Consider the following 17,189-nt stretch of genomic DNA (forward strand, 5'->3'; position numbering starts at 1 on the left):
TTTAAAATATGATATGACTCATGTTGATACAATGTTAAATTATATATAAGTTAAGACTATCTCCTTTGAAATAAGCGCTTCAACACGTACCAGATGAGTAGTATTCAACCAATATATCTTTACAAAAAAGGGTAGATAGCCTTCAAAAAATATGGATATTTAAGCCTTATCCAATTCAATACAATTATAAAACAACAAATTAATGAACATCAACCGCAGAACATTTATTAAGGCTTCGTCTATGGCAAGTGCAGGCTTAATGGTAAAATCGCCTGTTTTTGCCAATGAATTTCCTACGGTACGTGTAGGCGTAGGACAAAGAAAATTTAATAGTCCCCTGATTGAATCAACCATCAAGCGTATGAAAACCAGCATCAAAGATGCAGAGGTAGCTTGGATGTTTGAAAACTGTTTCCCTAATACGTTAGATACCACGGTTAACTTCCAAATCAGGAATAATCGTCCAGATACTTTTGTGATTACGGGCGATATCCATGCGATGTGGTTGCGCGATAGTACTGCTCAGGTTTGGCCATATTTGCCTTTAATTAAACAAGATGATAAACTAAGAGAGCTGATTGCTGGCGTAGTAAACCGTCAAACAGAATGTATTTTGATTGATCCTTATGCCAATGCTTTTAATGATGGTCCGGGAAAATCTGAATGGCTTAGCGACCATACAGATATGAAGCCAGAATTGCATGAAAGAAAATGGGAATTAGATTCATTGTGTTATACCGTTCGATTAGCTTTTCATTATTGGAAAACTGCTAACGATACAAGCGTTTTTGATGAAAAATGGCTAAAAGCTGCCAAACTCATCATTGCTACATGCAGAGAACAACAACGTTTTCATGGCAAAGGCCCATACCATTTCGGAAGAACTACTTCATGGTCTACAGATACGGTGCCGGGCAATGGTTATGGTAATCCGACAAAACCAAATGGTTTAATCAATAGTATTTTCCGCCCTTCAGACGACGCTACGGTTTTCCCTTACTTAATACCTTCCAATTTATTTGCGGTAGTATCTTTCCGTCAGATAGCTGAAATTGCCGAGAAGGTCTATAAGGATGCTTCATTTGCCAAAGAGTGTTCAGCTTTTGCCAATGAAGTAGAAACAGCAGTAAAAAAACACGCAATTATCAATCACCCTACTTTTGGGCAAATCTATGCTTTGGAGGTAGATGGTTATGGCAATCGTTTGTTACAAGACGATGCCAACGTACCGAACTTATTGGCATTGCCTTATTTAGGAGCCTTGAAACTATCAGACCCTATTTACCAGAATACCCGTAAATTTATTTTTAGTGATAATAACCCTTATTTCTTTAAAGGAAAAGATGCTGAGGGTGTTGGTAGCCCGCACACTTTAGTGGATCAAATATGGCCAATGAGTATCATTATGCGTGCCATGACTTCTACAAACGACCAAGAAATATTGGCACAATTGCGTTTCTTAAAAAAGACACATGCTAATACAGGTTTTATGCACGAGTCTTTCGACAAAGATGATGCTACTAAATTTACACGTAAATGGTTTGCTTGGGCAAATACTTTGTTCGGCGAATTAATGTTGAAGATAGAAAGAGAAAGACCGCATTTGTTGAATGTGAAATTGTAGCCTTAATTAAAGATGTTTAGGGGATACTTACCGAAAAAGTACCTATTCCCCATCTTGGAATATTAATGTTATTTTTCTTTTAGGGTGCAACTTAAGTCGCACCCTAAAAGAAAAATTTGAGTAAAGCCTAATTACCCAACTGACTAGCTATTTGCTTCAAAGTAATTTCAGCTACTTTAGCAGTATAGTTTAAATTATTCAAACGATAGCCCGAATTTTCAAAACTTTGTTGGGCTTGTTTTACATCTATGATAGTAGCTTGACCTAATTGAAAACGCTGATTCATCAATTTCAATAATTTATCTGCTATCGCATAATTTTCTCGTTCGGCTTCTATCAATTGTAACGTATTGCTATATGCTTCCCAAGATTTAGCCGCCGCATTTTCAAAATTCTGATAAACTATTTCTTTCTGTAATCGAGCCGTTTCTGTATTGATTTTCGCTATTTGTACTTGTCGGGTATTTACTCCCCCCGCATAGATAGGAATGCTGGCATTCACCCCTAAAAAAGGGCCATAGGTTTGGTTTAATAGCGTAAAACCTGCACCACTTTGGTTACGACCATAGTTATAGCCTGTATTCAAATTGATAGTAGGATACCGCCTCGCATTGGCTTCTCTTTCTAACAAAAGGTTTATATTAATTTGTGCCTCAGCCGATAAAATACTTGGATGTTTCTTTATGTTGGCATCTAAATTTTCCCATTGCAGGCTTCTATCTAATACAATCGTGTCGGAAATAGTAATAGCAGTTTTTGGATTTAATACTAAACTACGGAGTAAATCAGCCTTACTTTGTTCAATCACTATTTTCTGGGTTTGTAACGCTTGTGTTTGGGCATTCAAATCTATTGTAGCTTGCAAAGATTCTGCTTCGTTTGATAATCCTACGCTTTTGCGCGCTTCAATCAGCGATAATTTTTGTTTTGATACTTCGATAGATTGAAGTAAGGTAGTTACAAAATTCTGTTGTTGAACTACTGCAAAATACTTTAACATTACATCAGCCACTACATTTTGTACTGTAGCATTCAATTGCTCCTGACTTAGCTTTTGTAATTCCTCTAAACGCTTTTTTGTCGCTATTACTCTTCCACCATTATACAGCATCATGGTTGCTGTAAAACTCATGTTGGTATTGTTGGAAACTACGCCCGTTCTGTTGGTACTTGTACCATTACTTAACTCTTGGTTCAGTCCTGTTATTTGTTCGTTTGTACTGAAAGCACCCGTAACCGTAGGCAAACCGCCAGCCACCCCAATATAATTATTGATAGTGTTGGCAGATAGCGTATTTTTAGAAACCTGAATATCTAAATTGTTTTTCAAGGCTGTTTCAACGGCTTGGTTCAATGTTATTTGCTGTTGAGCAAAACCTTCTGAAAAGCCAATCATTAGCAAACAACTTACCAACAGTATATTACTTTTAAAAATGATTCTCATATTTTTTGTTGATTTTCAGCTTTAGTTTAATCTGCCGCTTGTTCTTCTGCTACTACTTTAGATTCTTCTGTTACGTAATTTTTACTAGAGATAAATGTATAAACCGCTGGAATAACGAGTAACGTAAGAATTAAAGAGAATAAAATACCTCCTACAACAACAGTACCTAACGGAATACGACTAGTAGATGCTGCCCCTAAACTCAAAGCAATGGGTAATGCTCCTAACGATGTTGCTAAGCTTGTCATCAAAATAGGGCGTAAACGTTGGGTTGCGGCTTCAACAACAGCCTCAATTCTTGACATCCCCTCGGCTCGCTTATGATTGGCAAATTCAACAATTAAAATTCCGTTTTTGGTTACTAGCCCAATCAACATAATCATACCAATCTGCGAGAAGATATTCAACGTCTGTCCGAACAACCAAAGGCTACCTAATGCACCAGCCAACGCTAAAGGCACGGTAATCATAATAGTGAAAGGGTCTTTGAAACTTTCAAACTGAGCAGCCAATAGTAAGTAAATCAATGTTAAGGCTAACCCAAAAGCAAAGGTTGTGTTAGAAGAACTTTCAGAATAATCTCTTGAAGGGCCACTTAACGCTGTTTGGAAAGATTTGTCTAATACTTTGTCTGCAATAGCTTGCATCGCTTTTACACCATCTCCAATAGTTTTTCCTTCTGCCAAAGAGGCTGAAACAGTGGCCGATTTCAAACGGTTGAAGTGAAACAATGTAGATGGGTTACTACTTTCTTCCAACTTCACTACTGCACTCAAAGGAATTCTTTCACCACGCGTATTGGTCACAAAAATGTTTTCAATATCCGTAGGCTCTTTTCTGTCTTTTCTTTCAACTTGTGCAATTACTTCATATTGACGACCATTCATGGTGAAATACGCTAACCTTCTACCACTGAATGCACCTTGCACAGCACTTACAACATCTTGCGTGGTAAGGGCTAAATCTTTGATTTTAATCCGGTCGAAGGTCATTAAAATCTCAGGTTTATTGAATTTCAAGTTTACGTCAACATTCTGGAAAGTTTTATCATTACGAGCCTCTTCCAAAAATTTCGGAATAGCATCTTTAATCTTAGCAAAGTCGATATTTTGCAATACAAACTGTACAGGCAAACTTCCTCGTGAACCTAAACCCACCGAGATAGTTTGTTCTTGCACACCAAATACACGAGCATTGTTGAACCTGCTCATTTTTTTGTTCAGTAACTTGGTTATTTCATCTTGGCTTCTGGTTCGTTGGTCGGGGTCTACCAAACCAATACGAGCTGCTGAAGAGTTTGTACCACCATTCCCACCAAAGCCTGGCACAGCATTAAATACAAATTCTTTTTCAGGAATAGAATCGTTCAAGAAATTAGTTACATCATCAGAAACCTTCTGGGTATATAAATAACTAGAACCTTCGGGCGTACTTACCGTAAAACGAATACTGCTTTTATCTTCCATCGGAGCAATCTCACTTTGAAGATTTCCACTAGCTAGCCATATCAATAATCCACAGGCAAATACAATTACCCAAGCCATCCATCTGACCCTCATAAATCCCTTTAGGATACCCTTGTAGCCACTTTCCATGCCCGTAAAGAATGGCTCTGTTTTGTCATAAAGCCAACCATGACCTGCTTTTTTACGTGTTAAGTACACGTTCAGTACAGGCGTAATCGTCAGCGAAACAAAGGCTGAAATCAATACCGCACCCGCGACCACAATACCAAATTCACGGAAGAGGCTACCAACGAATCCTTCTAAGAAAATAACAGGTAGGAACACCACCGCCAATGTCAATGAAGTAGAAATTACGGCAAAGAAAATTTCTTTACTACCCTCTAAGGCAGCTTTACGAATAGGCAAGCCCTGTTCGAGCTTTCGGAAAATATTTTCGGTAACAACAATCCCATCATCAACCACAAGCCCTGTCGCCAAAACGATACCTAACAGCGTAAGTACATTAATGGTGAAACCACAGAAATACATTACAAAGAAGGTAGCGACCAATGAAATTGGAATATCGATAAGGGGACGAATCGCAATGAGCCAATTTCGGAAGAAGAAGAAAATTACTAATACCACTAAACCAAAAGAAATAATTAAGGTTTCTTCTACCTCCTCTAATGAACGACGAACGTTTTTAGTGTTATCAATTAATAGTTTAAACTGGATGTCAGATTTATTCTCTTTCTCAATCTCCTTCAAACGTTTATTAAATTCATCCGCAATTTTGATATAATTAGCCCCTGGTTGAGGAACGACAGCCAAACCAACGGCATACACGCCATTGTATTTCCAGCTTTGTTCTAACGTTTCTGGCCCTAATTCCACATCGGCAATATCACCTAAACGAACGATACCCGTATTGCTTTCACGGATGATTAAATCACGGAATTGTTGTTCCGATGTTAATCTACCCAAAGCACGGATAGTCATCTCGGTGTTACTTCCATAAATTTTACCTGCTGGCAATTCTACGTTTTCACGAGCCAAAGCTGTTTGAATATCTGTAAAAGATAAACCATAGCCATTCATACGGTCTGTCTTTAACCAAATTCGCATGGCATAACGCTTTTGTCCCAAAATGTTTACACCACTTACGTCATTAATGGTCTGGAAACGTTGTTGTAATACGTTTTCGGCATAATCACTCAGTTCTAATAAACCTTTACTTCTACTCTGGATAGCCAACAACAAAATAAAGTCACTATTAGCATCCGCTTTTGATACCACAGGGGGCGCATCAATATCTTGGGGTAAACTTCTAACGGCTTGCGCCACTTTATCACGCACATCACTGGCGGCTGCTTCCAACGGTACATCAAGGTTAAATTCTACTGAAATAGAACTACTACCTAAAGTGCTTGATGACGTAATAGAACGAATCCCTGGAATACCATTGATTTGTTTTTCGAGAGGCTCAGTAATTTGGTTTTCAATAATATCAGGGTTGGCACCAGTGTAAGCTGTTCTTACAGTAACCATAGGTGGGTCAATGGCTGGGTAATCCCTTACTGCCAAAAACGAAAATCCAACTATCCCAAAAAGGATAATCAGGATATTCATTACTGTGGCGAGTACGGGCCTTTTAAGAGATAATTCTGAAATATTCATGAATATTGATGATTAAATTACCTTCAGCTTTTTGTGGAAGATGAAAAGCAATTTTATGAAATCTTTTTAATGATGATGTTGGATGATGACGCCAAAATCGTTGATAGCCCATTCACCTTCAAATAGCTACTGTTTTTTGACACTTCTTACTTTTACAGGTTTATCTGCGCGAGCAAATAAAACGCCATCAACCACGACAGAATCTCCCTCTGTTAAGCCACTTGTAATTTCCACAACATCTTCTTTTCTAAAACCAGTCTCTACTACTACATAACTAGCTTTGCCATCTTTTACAATGACCAATCTTTTCGTTTTATCATCTGGGATAATCGCATTGGTAGGAATCAAGATACTATTTTGTGCTGGACCTGCGCTAAAATATACCTTTGCAAAAGTACCAGGGTTGGCATTGCAGTTTGTCAGCAAGGCACGCACCAGTAAATTACGAGTAGTTTGGTTGATTTGCGGTTCGCGGGCTACTACCACAGCTTTACAACGACCACCTCTTTGCCCTTCTACTTCCACCTCTACAACACTTCCTTTACGGATGAGCGGAGAGTATTCTTCTGGAACAGTAAAGTCAACTTTCAATTTATTTACTTGCTGAATAGTAGCAATAATGGTAGTAGCTGAAACAAAAGCCCCTAAGCTTATCTGACGAAGACCAACCACGCCAGTAAATGGTGCTTTTAATACAGTTTTATCGATTAATACTTGGGTATAAGCCAAATCTGCTTTTAGGCTATTTACTTGGTTCAAGGCAGTATCATATTCGCCTTGGCTAATACCATTAATTGATAAAAGCTTGCCTAAACGTTTCTCTGTTTTTTCGGCTAAATCCAGTAAGACCTTTGTTTTAGCGAGTTGAGCTTGTAAGTCAGCATCGTTGATTTTGGCTAATACCGTTCCTTGGGTTACAACGTTGCCTTCGGGAATATTAAGATAGGTAATACGACCACTCACTTCTGTGTGTAGTTCTACGAATTCATTGGCTATAATAGAACCGTTGGCTTCAACATTTGAACTAATACTTTGTTTTTTTGCGATGATTACATCAACAATGGCAGGCTGATCTTCTTTTTTATTAGAGTCTTGAGGTTTCTTACTATGACAACCAGCCAATGCTAAACAGATTGAAGCCCCAACAGATACCATTGAGAGCGTATTTTTTTGCTTCATATTACGTATGTATGAATATTTTTTTGCTATTCTAATTTTTTATAAAGTTACTTTATAATGTATATGCTTTTGTCCCGACCTACTTCGTAATCTCAATATATTTCGACTAACTTAACCTTTTTATAGATAAGAGGAATAAATAACCCAATTAACTACGTCAAAGGAGGAATGTTTTGCAACATAAAACCTCCTAAACCCATTTAAGCCACCGCCTAACCATTCTTCACAATTTGGGATATTCTGACATTCTTTTTGTCAAATTTGGTTCATGAACTTTAATATTTCAGTTCACAATTTAACCAAAATAGATATAAAAAATGGAAGTTCCTATTGCCACTGTTATTAGCATCGCAGTTCCTTTGCTTTGCTTAGTTTTCTACAAATTTATTTTTCGCTTGTTGGGCATCATTATTATTCCAGAAGACAAGATTGGGTTAGTTACCAAGAAGTTCGTACTGTTTGGGGATAAGAAATCCTTACCAGAAGGACGAATCATTGCCACCGAAGGTGAAGCAGGATATCAAGCCGAACCCTTGGCACCAGGTATTTATTTTTGGTATTGGATTTGGCAATATGATATTAAACTTCAACCCCTTACTATTATTCCAACGGGACAAATAGGATTGATTTTGGCAAAAGATGGGAAGGAGCTTGAAACGGGTTCTATCCTTGCCAGAAAGATTGAATGTGATGGGTTTCAGGATACCGTATCGTTCTTGAAGAATGGTGGGAGAAAAGGACGACAAACAGCAATAATCACAGCGGGGTCTTACAGAATTAATACTTTTTTGTTCGAAGTTGTGATTACAGATATTACCGAAATTCATGAAAACATGGTGGGCATTATCACTACCATGGATGGGGCATCAATTGAAGCAGGTCAGATAGCTGGTAAGTCTATCGAAGGACATAATAATTTTCAAAATGCTGATGCATTCCTGAGTAAGGGCGGTAATAGAGGGCTACAGCAACAAGTAATTTTGGCAGGTTCTTATAACCTCAATCCTTGGTTTGTGAAAGTAGAAGAAATACACATGACCGAAATCCCGATTGGTAATGTAGGTGTAGTGATTTCTTACGTTGGGGAAGAAGGAATTGATGTTAGCGGTACAGAATTTAAACATGGTAACATTGTTTCAAAAGGCTATAAAGGTGTTTGGGCTGAGGCCTTCGGTCCAGGGAAATATCCTGTAAATACTTATGTACAAAAAATTGAAGTAGTACCTACTACCAATTTGGTGTTAAACTGGGCAAGTGCAAGGTCAGAATCGCACCAATTAGATAAGAACCTGTCAACGATAACAGTTCGTTCTAAAGACGGTTTCCCTTTTAATTTAGATGTTTCGCAAATTATCCACATCCCGAATTACGAAGCCCCTAAAGTGATTGCTCGTTTCGGTAATATGAATAACCTAGTGAGCCAAGTGTTGGAACCAACCATTGGTAACTATTTTAGAAACTCAGCACAGGATTCTGATGTGATTTCATTTTTAGGGTCAAGAAAAGAGCGTCAGGAAACCGCTAGAAGATATATTGCGGAAGTGCTTTCTCAATATAATGTAAATGCTGTGGATACTTTGATTGGTGATATCGTACCACCAGAATCATTGATGAAAACCCTTACTGACCGAAAATTAGCGGAGGAACAAAAGGTAACCTATGAAACCCAAAAGATGGCTCAGGAAACACGACAAGCATTGGAGAAAGAAACCGCTATTGCCGATATCCAGAAAGATATTGTTAAAGCCGACCAAGGCGTAGTGATTGCCGAAAGAGTAGCCGATGCATCTGTGAAAAAAGCACAAGGCGAAGCCCAAAGTTTAAAACTACAAGCAGGAGCGGAGGCAGAAAGAGTGAGGGTTCAAGCAAGTGCGGAATCAGAACGTATCAAGTTGATTGCGAATGCCGAAGCCGAAAAAATCAGTAAAACGGGTACTGCTGAAGCTGAAAAAATCTTGGCGATTGGTAAGGCCGATGCCGAAGCTTATAAATTGGCTGTTTCAGCAATGGGTGAAGGAAACTTTACGCAATTGAAAATCACCGAAAGCATCGGTAAAGAGAAAATAAAGGTAATGCCAGATATTTTAATAACAGGTGGTTCAAACGACCAAAACGGAGCCTTGAGTGGATTATTAGGCTTACGCTTAATGGAAGAAGTAGGCAAGAAAGTAGACAAAACTGCTGCTGAAGCACTACCTGAGAAAGAGAATAAATAGTCAATAGATTCTGCCCCTAGATAAACCCGTAGGAATTTCTCTACGGGTTTAATTTTTTAGTTAAGTATAACTACTGTTTTTAAATAACTACATTATCTTTTCGATAATATTATGAACTATTCTAAAGCCTTTTTTCGTTATAACTTTCCCCATCTAAAAAACTAATGAAAATATACAGAATAAACTGATATGCAGAAACTTAATTTGACAATTACCCTCGAAACGTACAACAACGATACAGAACTATCTGTACAGGAAAACAAACTTTTGAACGAAGCCCGAAAAGCTACCTATAAATCGTACGCTCCTTATTCTAATTTCCATGTTGGAGCCGCCATTTTGTTAGATGATGATACCATCGTAATAGCGAATAATCAAGAAAATGCTGCCTTCCCTTCTGGCTCATGTGCAGAACAATCGGCTATATTTTGGGTGGGTGCCAACTATCCAGAACGTACAATTAAATCCATCGCTGTCATCGCCCGCCCGGGAAAAGGAGATGTGTTCAGAGGGGTCTCTCCTTGTGGTGCTTGCCGACAGGCAATGTTGGAATACGAAGTTCGCCAAAAAGAACCCATTCGCTTTATTATGTTGGGTGCAAACAACCAGATATTAGTGACAGAGTCTATTGGAGATTTACTGCCAATAAAATTTACTGATTTCTAAGTTCTTTGTAGAATGACTAGTCGGTATCTATCTTTGTGAAATGTTAGATTTCCTCCAGAAAAATACTTTTTCTATTATATACACTTTCTTTTTGGGCTTAATGCCCATTTTTGCTAGTTCTAGTATTAGTTATTGGCTGATTACGCATGAGCAAGCAGTGCAGCATTTCACAATACTTCAATGGATTTTAGTATACGTTGCCTCATGCTTTAGCATGGCTTTTGCCCTTACGCCTACTACGTTTATTGCTTTGCTAAGTGGCTACTTTTTAGCTTGGAATGCCTTCATTCCTATCGCTATTAGCTATTGGATAGCATCCTATTTAGGTTTTAAAACTGCTAAACTGATAGACGGGGGAAGATTCTTGAGTAAAATCTCGGAGAAACCCAAAGTAAGAGAGATACTTGACAATCTTCAAAAAGATGAATTCAAGATTATCTTATTGGCTCGACTGTCGCCAGTTTTGCCTTTTGCAGTTACCAATGTATTATTCTCTTTTTCGGGAACAAAGTTGAAGAACTTTCTTACGGCAGGCTTCCTTGGTATGTTGCCCCGCACAATCCTTTCCATCTGGTTAGGAACACAAGCACAGGAAATCCGTAAACTGATAGAACACCCAAGTCAGGGGAGTAGTATTCAATTTATCATTTTTGGATTAATATTGGTGTCTATGTTGGGGCTGGGATATTTTATTAAAAAGGCAGTTAAGCTTTAGGCTGTCAGCTTTCAGCAATCAGCTTTCGGATTTTAGCTTTTTAAAAATCAGCGTTAATCAGCGCTTTCAAATCTCCGAAAATCAGCGGGTAAAAAAAGCAATCAGCTTTCGGAGGTCGGCTTTCAGATGAAAAAATGAGTATAAAATAAAAAGGTTGATATTGAAAGCACTAATCGCTTCTAATATCAACCTTTTTAAAATTATATAAGCTAGTTGTATAACCTACTCAACCTCAATAACAACACCAGCCGTTTTTGGATGAGATACACACGTAAGGATATAACCTTGTTTAATTTCTTTTTCAGTAAGTCCGTCTTCTTCGTCCATGTGTACTTTTCCAGCCACACATTTACCTAAACAAGCAGTACACATCCCCGCCTGACACGAATATGGCAAATCAATGTCTTCACGCAAAGCCGCCTCCAGAATCGTTTCGTGTGGTTTTACCAATACTTGATAGTCGGTACCCTCGTATTGAATCGTTACCGTTTGTGCTTTGATAGAATCGTCCTCCTCCTCTACAAGGATTTCATGAGAACCTGCACTTCCAAAATGTTCTTTATGAATATTCTCCGTAGAGACATTAAACATCTTCAACGCATTTTCTACTTGTTCCATCATTCCTTCTGGTCCGCATAGGTAGTATTCAGCTTTGGCAATGTCAATAGCAAGGTCTTGCTTCAAGAAAATTACCGCTGATGCTTGATTAATACGCGTTTTGTAGCCCGTCCAAGTATAAGAAGGTTTCGTGAGTATGTGTAATACTTTGAAACGACCCTCATATTTTAGCTCTAATTCGATTAATTGTTTTCTGAAAATAATATCTTCCTCGCTTCTTGAGCCATATACCAAATACACTTTTGAACCTTGTTCTACAGGTAAAACAGATTTCAGAATAGACATCAAAGGCGTAATTCCAGACCCTCCGCCAAAAAGCACGATAGTACGTTCTTTCATCGGGTTTGGTTCAACCACAAAATGCCCCATCGGTTCCATCACCTCGATAGCATCACCTACTTTTACTGAATCGCACAGATAATTAGATACTAAACCGCCGGGTACACGCTTTACTGTTACTGCAATAGAAGCATCTTTATTGGGCGAACTTGACATAGAGTAACTTCTACGCACTTTTTGTCCATTAATAACAGGTATTAACGTAAGGAATTGACCAGCTTTGTAACTAACAGATTGATGGACAGGGTGCCAAAAAGTAAAGGTTTTTGTATCGGGCGTTTCGTCGATGATTTCTTTTACTGTGAGATGAAAATATTTTACAGACATTTTATGATTACGAAATATTTTTTATGGAATAATATTAATCTAATTAGATAACGGAAATTTAGCCTAGGAGTTTTACAAAGACTTAGTTATAGCAACACAAAGGTAATGAAGAAAATACTTTTGGACACATTCTAGACTGAGAATCACACAAAACAATATATCTTGCTTTATGATTTTGATGTAGGAAAAATGTGTATTTTCCGTTGATTTCCTCAATGTTATCAGCATAATCCCTAAAATTATTTGATGTTTATGAAGCGTATCCCTACTTGTTTAATGTTTTTGATGGTTGCTATTTCTTTTTCGTGTAGTACTAGCAAGGTACAGATGAAATCCACAGCTCGATTAATTCAGCAGTCAGAAGTGTTTTCTCAAAACCAAACAGGCGTTGTTTTTTATGATATAGCCGAACAAAAAACTGTGTTTGAGCAAGAGGCGAATCGTTTTTTTATGCCTGCTTCCAATACCAAGCTCTTTACTTTTTATGCTAGTCTAAAAACCTTAGGAGATTCTATTCCTGCTTTTCATTATCAAGTTACTGGCGATTCTTTGATTGTTTGGGGAACAGGAGATCCATCTTTCCTTCATCCAGATTTAGCCAAAAGTAAAGTGTATGATTTTTTAAAAAGTCACCCAGAGAAAATTTACTTTTCTAATGATAATTTCACGGGTTCATTTTTTGGACAAGGCTGGGCTTGGGATGATTATAATGATGATTATGCGGCTGAAATATCAGGATTTCCTATTCATGGAAATATTGTCAGATTCAAAGCGAATGGACAGAATGCATTAAATGTATCACCAAAATTCTTTGAAAATAAAGTGTACGACTGGTCGAATACAAATAGCTTTTCTATTCAGCGTGACCTTGGGGCTAATTTGTTTAGTCATCCAAGCCTTCAAAAAATGAAGCCCACTTTTGAACAAGATGTACCCTTTAAGACAGGTGGAGATATTACTGTTGCCTTACTAAGCGATACATTAAAGAAAGAAGTGACTTTGATTAATAAAGCCTTGGATAAATCCGCCAAAACATTTTACAGCCTTCCAGTAGATAGTTTATACAAAAGGATGCTTCATGTTAGTGATAATATGATTGCAGAACATCTAATGGTACTGAATGCTGATGCCTTAGTAGGTGAGTTGAATGTAAGCAAAGGAATTGATGCTGTGAAAAAGAAATTTATGACCGACTTGCCAGATGTCTCAAGATGGGTAGATGGCTCTGGACTTTCACGTTATAACTTGTTTACGCCAAGAAGTATCGTGAAATTGTTGCAAAATATTTACCTGATTGTTCCACAGGAAAGACTTTTTCAGCTTTTACCAGCCGCTGGTAAATCGGGCACGTTGAAAAGTTTATCGACAAGCGAGAAACCTTTCATTTTTGCTAAATCTGGTTCTTTTAGCAATAATTATAACCTGAGTGGCTACTTGGTTACTAAAAAAGGTAAAGTGTTAATTTTCAGTATTATGAACAATAGCTTTATGAAACCAATGTCAGAGATTAGAAAAGAAGTAAGTAAAATCCTGACAGAAGTACATGAAAAAAACTAAGCATACTACTTCAACTCATAGACAATCTGAGAATATCTTCGGGCTACAGGAATGATAAAATTGCTTTCGGTAAGGTGTAATTTGTAGCCTTGGGCATTGCCAGAAACACGTTCAACTTTATCCAGATTCACGATAAAAGAGCGATGACAACGAACAATTTGTTTGTGCTGTGTCTGGCTTTCTAAACGGGTTAAGCTACTTCTGATTAAATCCTTTTTGAAATCATCTTTTTGTTTAAATACCACAGTAGAATAGTTATCACTTGATTCTATGTAATAAAACGAATCAGTATTCAATTGAATTTTATCTTTTCCATTTTCAGCAATCAGGTTTATTTCATCTGACTCATCATGTATTGCGTGTTTTTCGGGAAGATGACTAGGTTGTGGAGGTTTACTGTATTGTTTTAAATAATAAATATAGTTGATTAAAATAATCGCTGTGGCAGGAAAAACGCCCAGCACAAAAGTGTAAATAATCATTGAAATAAAGCCCAATAGATTAAAACCATTAGAGAAATAATGTTGTGAGTAAAGGATGTTGATAGCCGTAATGGAGCAAAAATTGAGGGCAACCATAAATATCTCTCTCCCGACAGTCCACTGTTCTTCTTGAAAAAACTTAGGAAAAAGCCTTTGAATACCAAAATAGATAAAAAGCATGGTAATAGTAGTAATAATACCAAAGCCTGAGAGTAATAAGTTTTTTTGAGGATTCTGCCAATTGGCAATACCAAATGGCTCGAAGAAAATTAAGAAAGATGAAATGAAAATACCTGCCCCGAACGACAAAAAAAGCTTGCGTCTAGTAGAATCGTTATGCGGATAGGGTTGTCTAAGAATCTTTAACATTTGTAATGACATCAATCGAGGTTTTATTAATTGACGTATTGCAAAATTAAGAATAAAGGCGAAATAACTGCGAGTGTGGAATAATACTTAAATATTATTCCCTGTATCAGAAAGATTGATGCAGGGAATATTTGATTATATAATAGGATACTCTTTTAATACCTCTCTGGCAATGACAATTTTTTGAATTTCGGATGTTCCTTCGCCAATGGTACATAACTTGGCATCACGATAGAATTTTTCCACAGGAAAATCTTTGGTATAGCCATATCCACCAAATATTTGCACAGCGTCGGTCGCTACTTCTACGGCTACTTCCGAAGCATAAAATTTTGCCATGGCAGCCTCTTTGGTTAAATGCGTACCTTCCATTTTAAGGTCGGCTGCGTGGTGAGTCATCAATTCCGCTCCGTGAATTTTAGTAGCCATTTCGGCTAATTTAAAGCTGATACCTTGGAAACTAGCAATTGCCTGCCCAAATTGTTGGCGTTCTTGTGCATAACGAGCCGCAGCAGCCATAGCACCCTTGGCAATGCCCAAAGAAAGTGCAGCAATAGAAATTCTACCACCATCCAAAATCTTCATGGCTTGTTTAAAGCCTTCGCCTTCATTTCCTAAGCGAGCCGAAATCGGTACAATACAGTCTTCTAAAATCACCTCAGCAGTTTCAGAAGCACGCATACCCAATTTGTTTTCTTTTTTACCAAATTTCAACCCAGGGTTTGAACGTTCCACAATAAAAGCGGTAGCATTGTCTTTTGTCCCAGTCTCTCCAGTACGTGTCATTACAACGACTACGTCGCTCGATTTACCGTGTGTAATCCAGCATTTAGCGCCATTAATGATATAATTATCGCCTTCACGACGAGCCACACACTGCATTCTAGCGGAGTCTGAACCCGTGTTGGCTTCTGTCAATGCCCATGCACCAATAAAATTACCAGAAGCAAGTTGGGGTACATATTGCTTTTTTTGAATTTCTGAACCAAATTGTAAGATATGATTGGTGCATAGTGAATTATGAGCAGCAACCGACAAGCCGATTGAGCCACAAACCTGTGCGATTTCGTCGATAATGGCAACGTATTCGTGGTAGCCTAAACCTGCTCCGCCATATTCTTCGGGGACGAGTACACCCAAGAAACCTTGTTCGCCCAATTGTTTCATTAATTCAATCGGGAAAGTCTGGGCTTCGTCCCATTCCATGATATGAGGCCTTATTTTACGTTCGGCAAATTCTTTGGCAGTTTGTCGGACTAACGTTAATTGTTCTGATTTGTACATTTTTAATGTTAAATTGTTTGTTGAGATTGTTTAAATAGAAATAAAAGGGACTTTTTTAATGTATATTTTATGATAAAAAACTAATATATTATAAAATTATTCCTTTAAATAATTGTAATTTAATGATATTGAAATAGAAATAGTACTGTAATATCTAAAAATAATTTCATTATGCAACAACCTAAAATGCATACCATTAGGATAGAGTCAGTCGAATTGGGTGTGGTAAGGCTAGTGTTTGGTAATCCGCCTACTAATTCAATGTCTATTGTACTTTTGGAAGAATTAGCAATAGCCATAGAAAACTTAGGGGAACAAGAGGAAGTACAAATCATTATTCTGCAAAGTGAAGGAGAGAGAACTTTTTGTTCGGGAGCAGATTTTAATGAATTGATGGCAATCAATGATAGATATGTTGGAAAAATATTTTTTACAGGCTTTGCAAAAGTGATCAATGCTTGTAGAAAATCTCCCAAAATAATTCTTGGGCGCATTCAAGGGAAGGCTATCGGAGGGGGGGTAGGCCTCGCTGCTACTGTTGATTATTGTTTGGCAACCAAGTTTGCTGCTATCAAATTAAGCGAGCTAACGATAGGAATAATTCCTGCCGTGATTGAACCTGCCGTTGAACGAAAAATAGGACTTTCCTCATTTGCCACATTGGCGTTGAATGCCACAGATTTTTTTTCGGCTAATTGGGCAAAAGAAAAAGGCTTATTTATGGAAGTATTCGAAACGGTAGATGAAATGGACAAAGCCATCATTGAATTGGCAACACGCCTAGCATCCTACAATCCGGCAGCGTTAACAGCATTAAAAAAAATCTTTTGGAAAAATACTGACCATTGGGATACACTTTTAGAGGAAAGGGCAGAAATCAGTGGAAAACTTGTACTAAGTAGTTTTACTAAAGAGACCTTACAAACCTTTACACAGCAGCATTGATTATTCCCAACCCCTGAATAGTATAATTTGAAGGCTGGATAGTTTATTTCCTTTTTATGATAATTAAAGTAAATATTATCAGTTTCTAGGTGTGTGTATATTTACGATTTTATACCTATTAAATGCCTTTTTCGATAAGAACTATTACTTAGTTTTAATCTTCCAATTATTTAAAAATAATTACTCAAAGCTTTCTGGAATCTTCGATAATTTTTTGTAATATTTGAAGAAGAAATATGACTTGGATTTCTTAAAAATCGCAAGTTCTTTCTATAGTTATAGTGTTTTGAAGAGCATCATTT

12 protein-coding genes are annotated in these 17,189 nt (G+C 37.5%); 6 read left to right on the forward strand and 6 right to left on the reverse strand.

The features are described from left to right. The first annotated feature begins 202 nt into the window (after positions 1-202). The gene (locus AC07XN_RS16725; RefSeq protein ID WP_494743899.1) at positions 203-1,624 is read left to right on the forward strand and encodes a glycoside hydrolase family 125 protein; all 1,422 of its coding nucleotides are present in this window, start codon (positions 203-205) and stop codon (positions 1,622-1,624) included. A 127-nt stretch (positions 1,625-1,751) separates the two neighbouring features. Here the strand turns inward: AC07XN_RS16725 and AC07XN_RS16730 are convergent, their stop codons facing one another. The 3 genes from AC07XN_RS16730 to AC07XN_RS16740 all read right to left on the reverse strand — a co-directional run bounded on the left by AC07XN_RS16730 (position 1,752) and on the right by AC07XN_RS16740 (position 7,369). Continuing rightward, positions 1,752-3,068 carry a TolC family protein gene (locus tag AC07XN_RS16730; protein ID WP_309921873.1) on the reverse strand — a complete coding sequence of 439 codons (1,317 nt, stop codon included), beginning with the start codon at positions 3,066-3,068 and terminating at the stop codon, positions 1,752-1,754. A 26-nt stretch (positions 3,069-3,094) separates the two neighbouring features. Then, positions 3,095-6,190 carry an efflux RND transporter permease subunit gene (locus AC07XN_RS16735; protein WP_494743900.1) on the reverse strand — a complete coding sequence of 1,032 codons (3,096 nt, stop codon included), beginning with the start codon at positions 6,188-6,190 and terminating at the stop codon, positions 3,095-3,097. 126 nt (positions 6,191-6,316) lie between these two features. Continuing rightward, the gene (locus AC07XN_RS16740) at positions 6,317-7,369 is read right to left on the reverse strand and encodes an efflux RND transporter periplasmic adaptor subunit (protein ID WP_309921879.1); all 1,053 of its coding nucleotides are present in this window, start codon (positions 7,367-7,369) and stop codon (positions 6,317-6,319) included. Positions 7,370-7,686: 317 nt separating this feature from the next. Between AC07XN_RS16740 and AC07XN_RS16745 the strand changes: the two genes are divergently transcribed. The 3 genes from AC07XN_RS16745 to AC07XN_RS16755 all read left to right on the forward strand — a co-directional run bounded on the left by AC07XN_RS16745 (position 7,687) and on the right by AC07XN_RS16755 (position 10,966). Next, on the forward strand, positions 7,687-9,585 hold the full coding sequence (locus AC07XN_RS16745; protein ID WP_494743901.1) for an SPFH domain-containing protein: 1,899 nt from the start codon (positions 7,687-7,689) through the stop codon (positions 9,583-9,585). Between the two features lie 189 nt (positions 9,586-9,774). Beyond that, positions 9,775-10,251 carry a cytidine deaminase gene (locus AC07XN_RS16750; protein ID WP_494743902.1) on the forward strand — a complete coding sequence of 159 codons (477 nt, stop codon included), beginning with the start codon at positions 9,775-9,777 and terminating at the stop codon, positions 10,249-10,251. Positions 10,252-10,291: 40 nt separating this feature from the next. Next, on the forward strand, positions 10,292-10,966 hold the full coding sequence (locus tag AC07XN_RS16755; protein ID WP_494743903.1) for a TVP38/TMEM64 family protein: 675 nt from the start codon (positions 10,292-10,294) through the stop codon (positions 10,964-10,966). A 222-nt stretch (positions 10,967-11,188) separates the two neighbouring features. Here the strand turns inward: AC07XN_RS16755 and AC07XN_RS16760 are convergent, their stop codons facing one another. Then, positions 11,189-12,250, reverse strand: coding sequence for a 2Fe-2S iron-sulfur cluster-binding protein (locus tag AC07XN_RS16760; RefSeq protein WP_309921890.1), 1,062 nt, complete (start codon positions 12,248-12,250; stop codon positions 11,189-11,191). Positions 12,251-12,502: 252 nt separating this feature from the next. On the opposite strand from AC07XN_RS16760, the gene dacB reads away from it, so the two are divergent. After that, the gene (gene dacB / locus AC07XN_RS16765; RefSeq protein ID WP_494743904.1) at positions 12,503-13,807 is read left to right on the forward strand and encodes a D-alanyl-D-alanine carboxypeptidase/D-alanyl-D-alanine endopeptidase; all 1,305 of its coding nucleotides are present in this window, start codon (positions 12,503-12,505) and stop codon (positions 13,805-13,807) included. Between the two features lie 5 nt (positions 13,808-13,812). Here dacB and AC07XN_RS16770 read toward each other — a convergent pair whose 3' ends face one another. Further along, complete coding sequence (locus AC07XN_RS16770; RefSeq protein WP_494743905.1) at positions 13,813-14,658, reverse strand: LytR/AlgR family response regulator transcription factor; 846 nt, start codon at positions 14,656-14,658, stop codon at positions 13,813-13,815. 135 nt (positions 14,659-14,793) lie between these two features. Continuing rightward, positions 14,794-15,942, reverse strand: a complete 1,149-nt coding sequence (locus tag AC07XN_RS16775) for an acyl-CoA dehydrogenase family protein (RefSeq protein WP_494743906.1) — start codon at positions 15,940-15,942, stop codon at positions 14,794-14,796. A gap of 171 nt (positions 15,943-16,113) precedes the next feature. Between AC07XN_RS16775 and AC07XN_RS16780 the strand changes: the two genes are divergently transcribed. After that, positions 16,114-16,887, forward strand: a complete 774-nt coding sequence (locus tag AC07XN_RS16780) for an enoyl-CoA hydratase/isomerase family protein (protein WP_494743907.1) — start codon at positions 16,114-16,116, stop codon at positions 16,885-16,887. Positions 16,888-17,189 lie beyond the last annotated feature (302 nt).

It is taken from the genome of Arcicella sp. GW458-12-2-14-TSB2 (genome assembly GCF_059423785.1).

Bases quoted from the DNA above. Each gene is read 5' to 3' on its own strand.
- AC07XN_RS16745 (WP_494743901.1), top strand. From the start codon at position 7,687: ATGGAAGTTCCTATTGCCACTGTTATTAGCATCGCAGTTCCTTTGCTT.
- AC07XN_RS16725 (WP_494743899.1), top strand. From the start codon at position 203: ATGAACATCAACCGCAGAACATTTATTAAGGCTTCGTCTATGGCAAGT.
- AC07XN_RS16740 (WP_309921879.1), bottom strand. From the start codon at position 7,369: ATGAAGCAAAAAAATACGCTCTCAATGGTATCTGTTGGGGCTTCAATC.
- AC07XN_RS16780 (WP_494743907.1), top strand. From the start codon at position 16,114: ATGCAACAACCTAAAATGCATACCATTAGGATAGAGTCAGTCGAATTG.
- AC07XN_RS16760 (WP_309921890.1), bottom strand. From the start codon at position 12,250: ATGTCTGTAAAATATTTTCATCTCACAGTAAAAGAAATCATCGACGAA.
- AC07XN_RS16770 (WP_494743905.1), bottom strand. From the start codon at position 14,658: ATGTTAAAGATTCTTAGACAACCCTATCCGCATAACGATTCTACTAGA.
- AC07XN_RS16775 (WP_494743906.1), bottom strand. From the start codon at position 15,942: ATGTACAAATCAGAACAATTAACGTTAGTCCGACAAACTGCCAAAGAA.
- AC07XN_RS16735 (WP_494743900.1), bottom strand. From the start codon at position 6,190: ATGAATATTTCAGAATTATCTCTTAAAAGGCCCGTACTCGCCACAGTA.
- AC07XN_RS16755 (WP_494743903.1), top strand. From the start codon at position 10,292: ATGTTAGATTTCCTCCAGAAAAATACTTTTTCTATTATATACACTTTC.
- AC07XN_RS16730 (WP_309921873.1), bottom strand. From the start codon at position 3,068: ATGAGAATCATTTTTAAAAGTAATATACTGTTGGTAAGTTGTTTGCTA.
- dacB (WP_494743904.1), top strand. From the start codon at position 12,503: ATGAAGCGTATCCCTACTTGTTTAATGTTTTTGATGGTTGCTATTTCT.
- AC07XN_RS16750 (WP_494743902.1), top strand. From the start codon at position 9,775: ATGCAGAAACTTAATTTGACAATTACCCTCGAAACGTACAACAACGAT.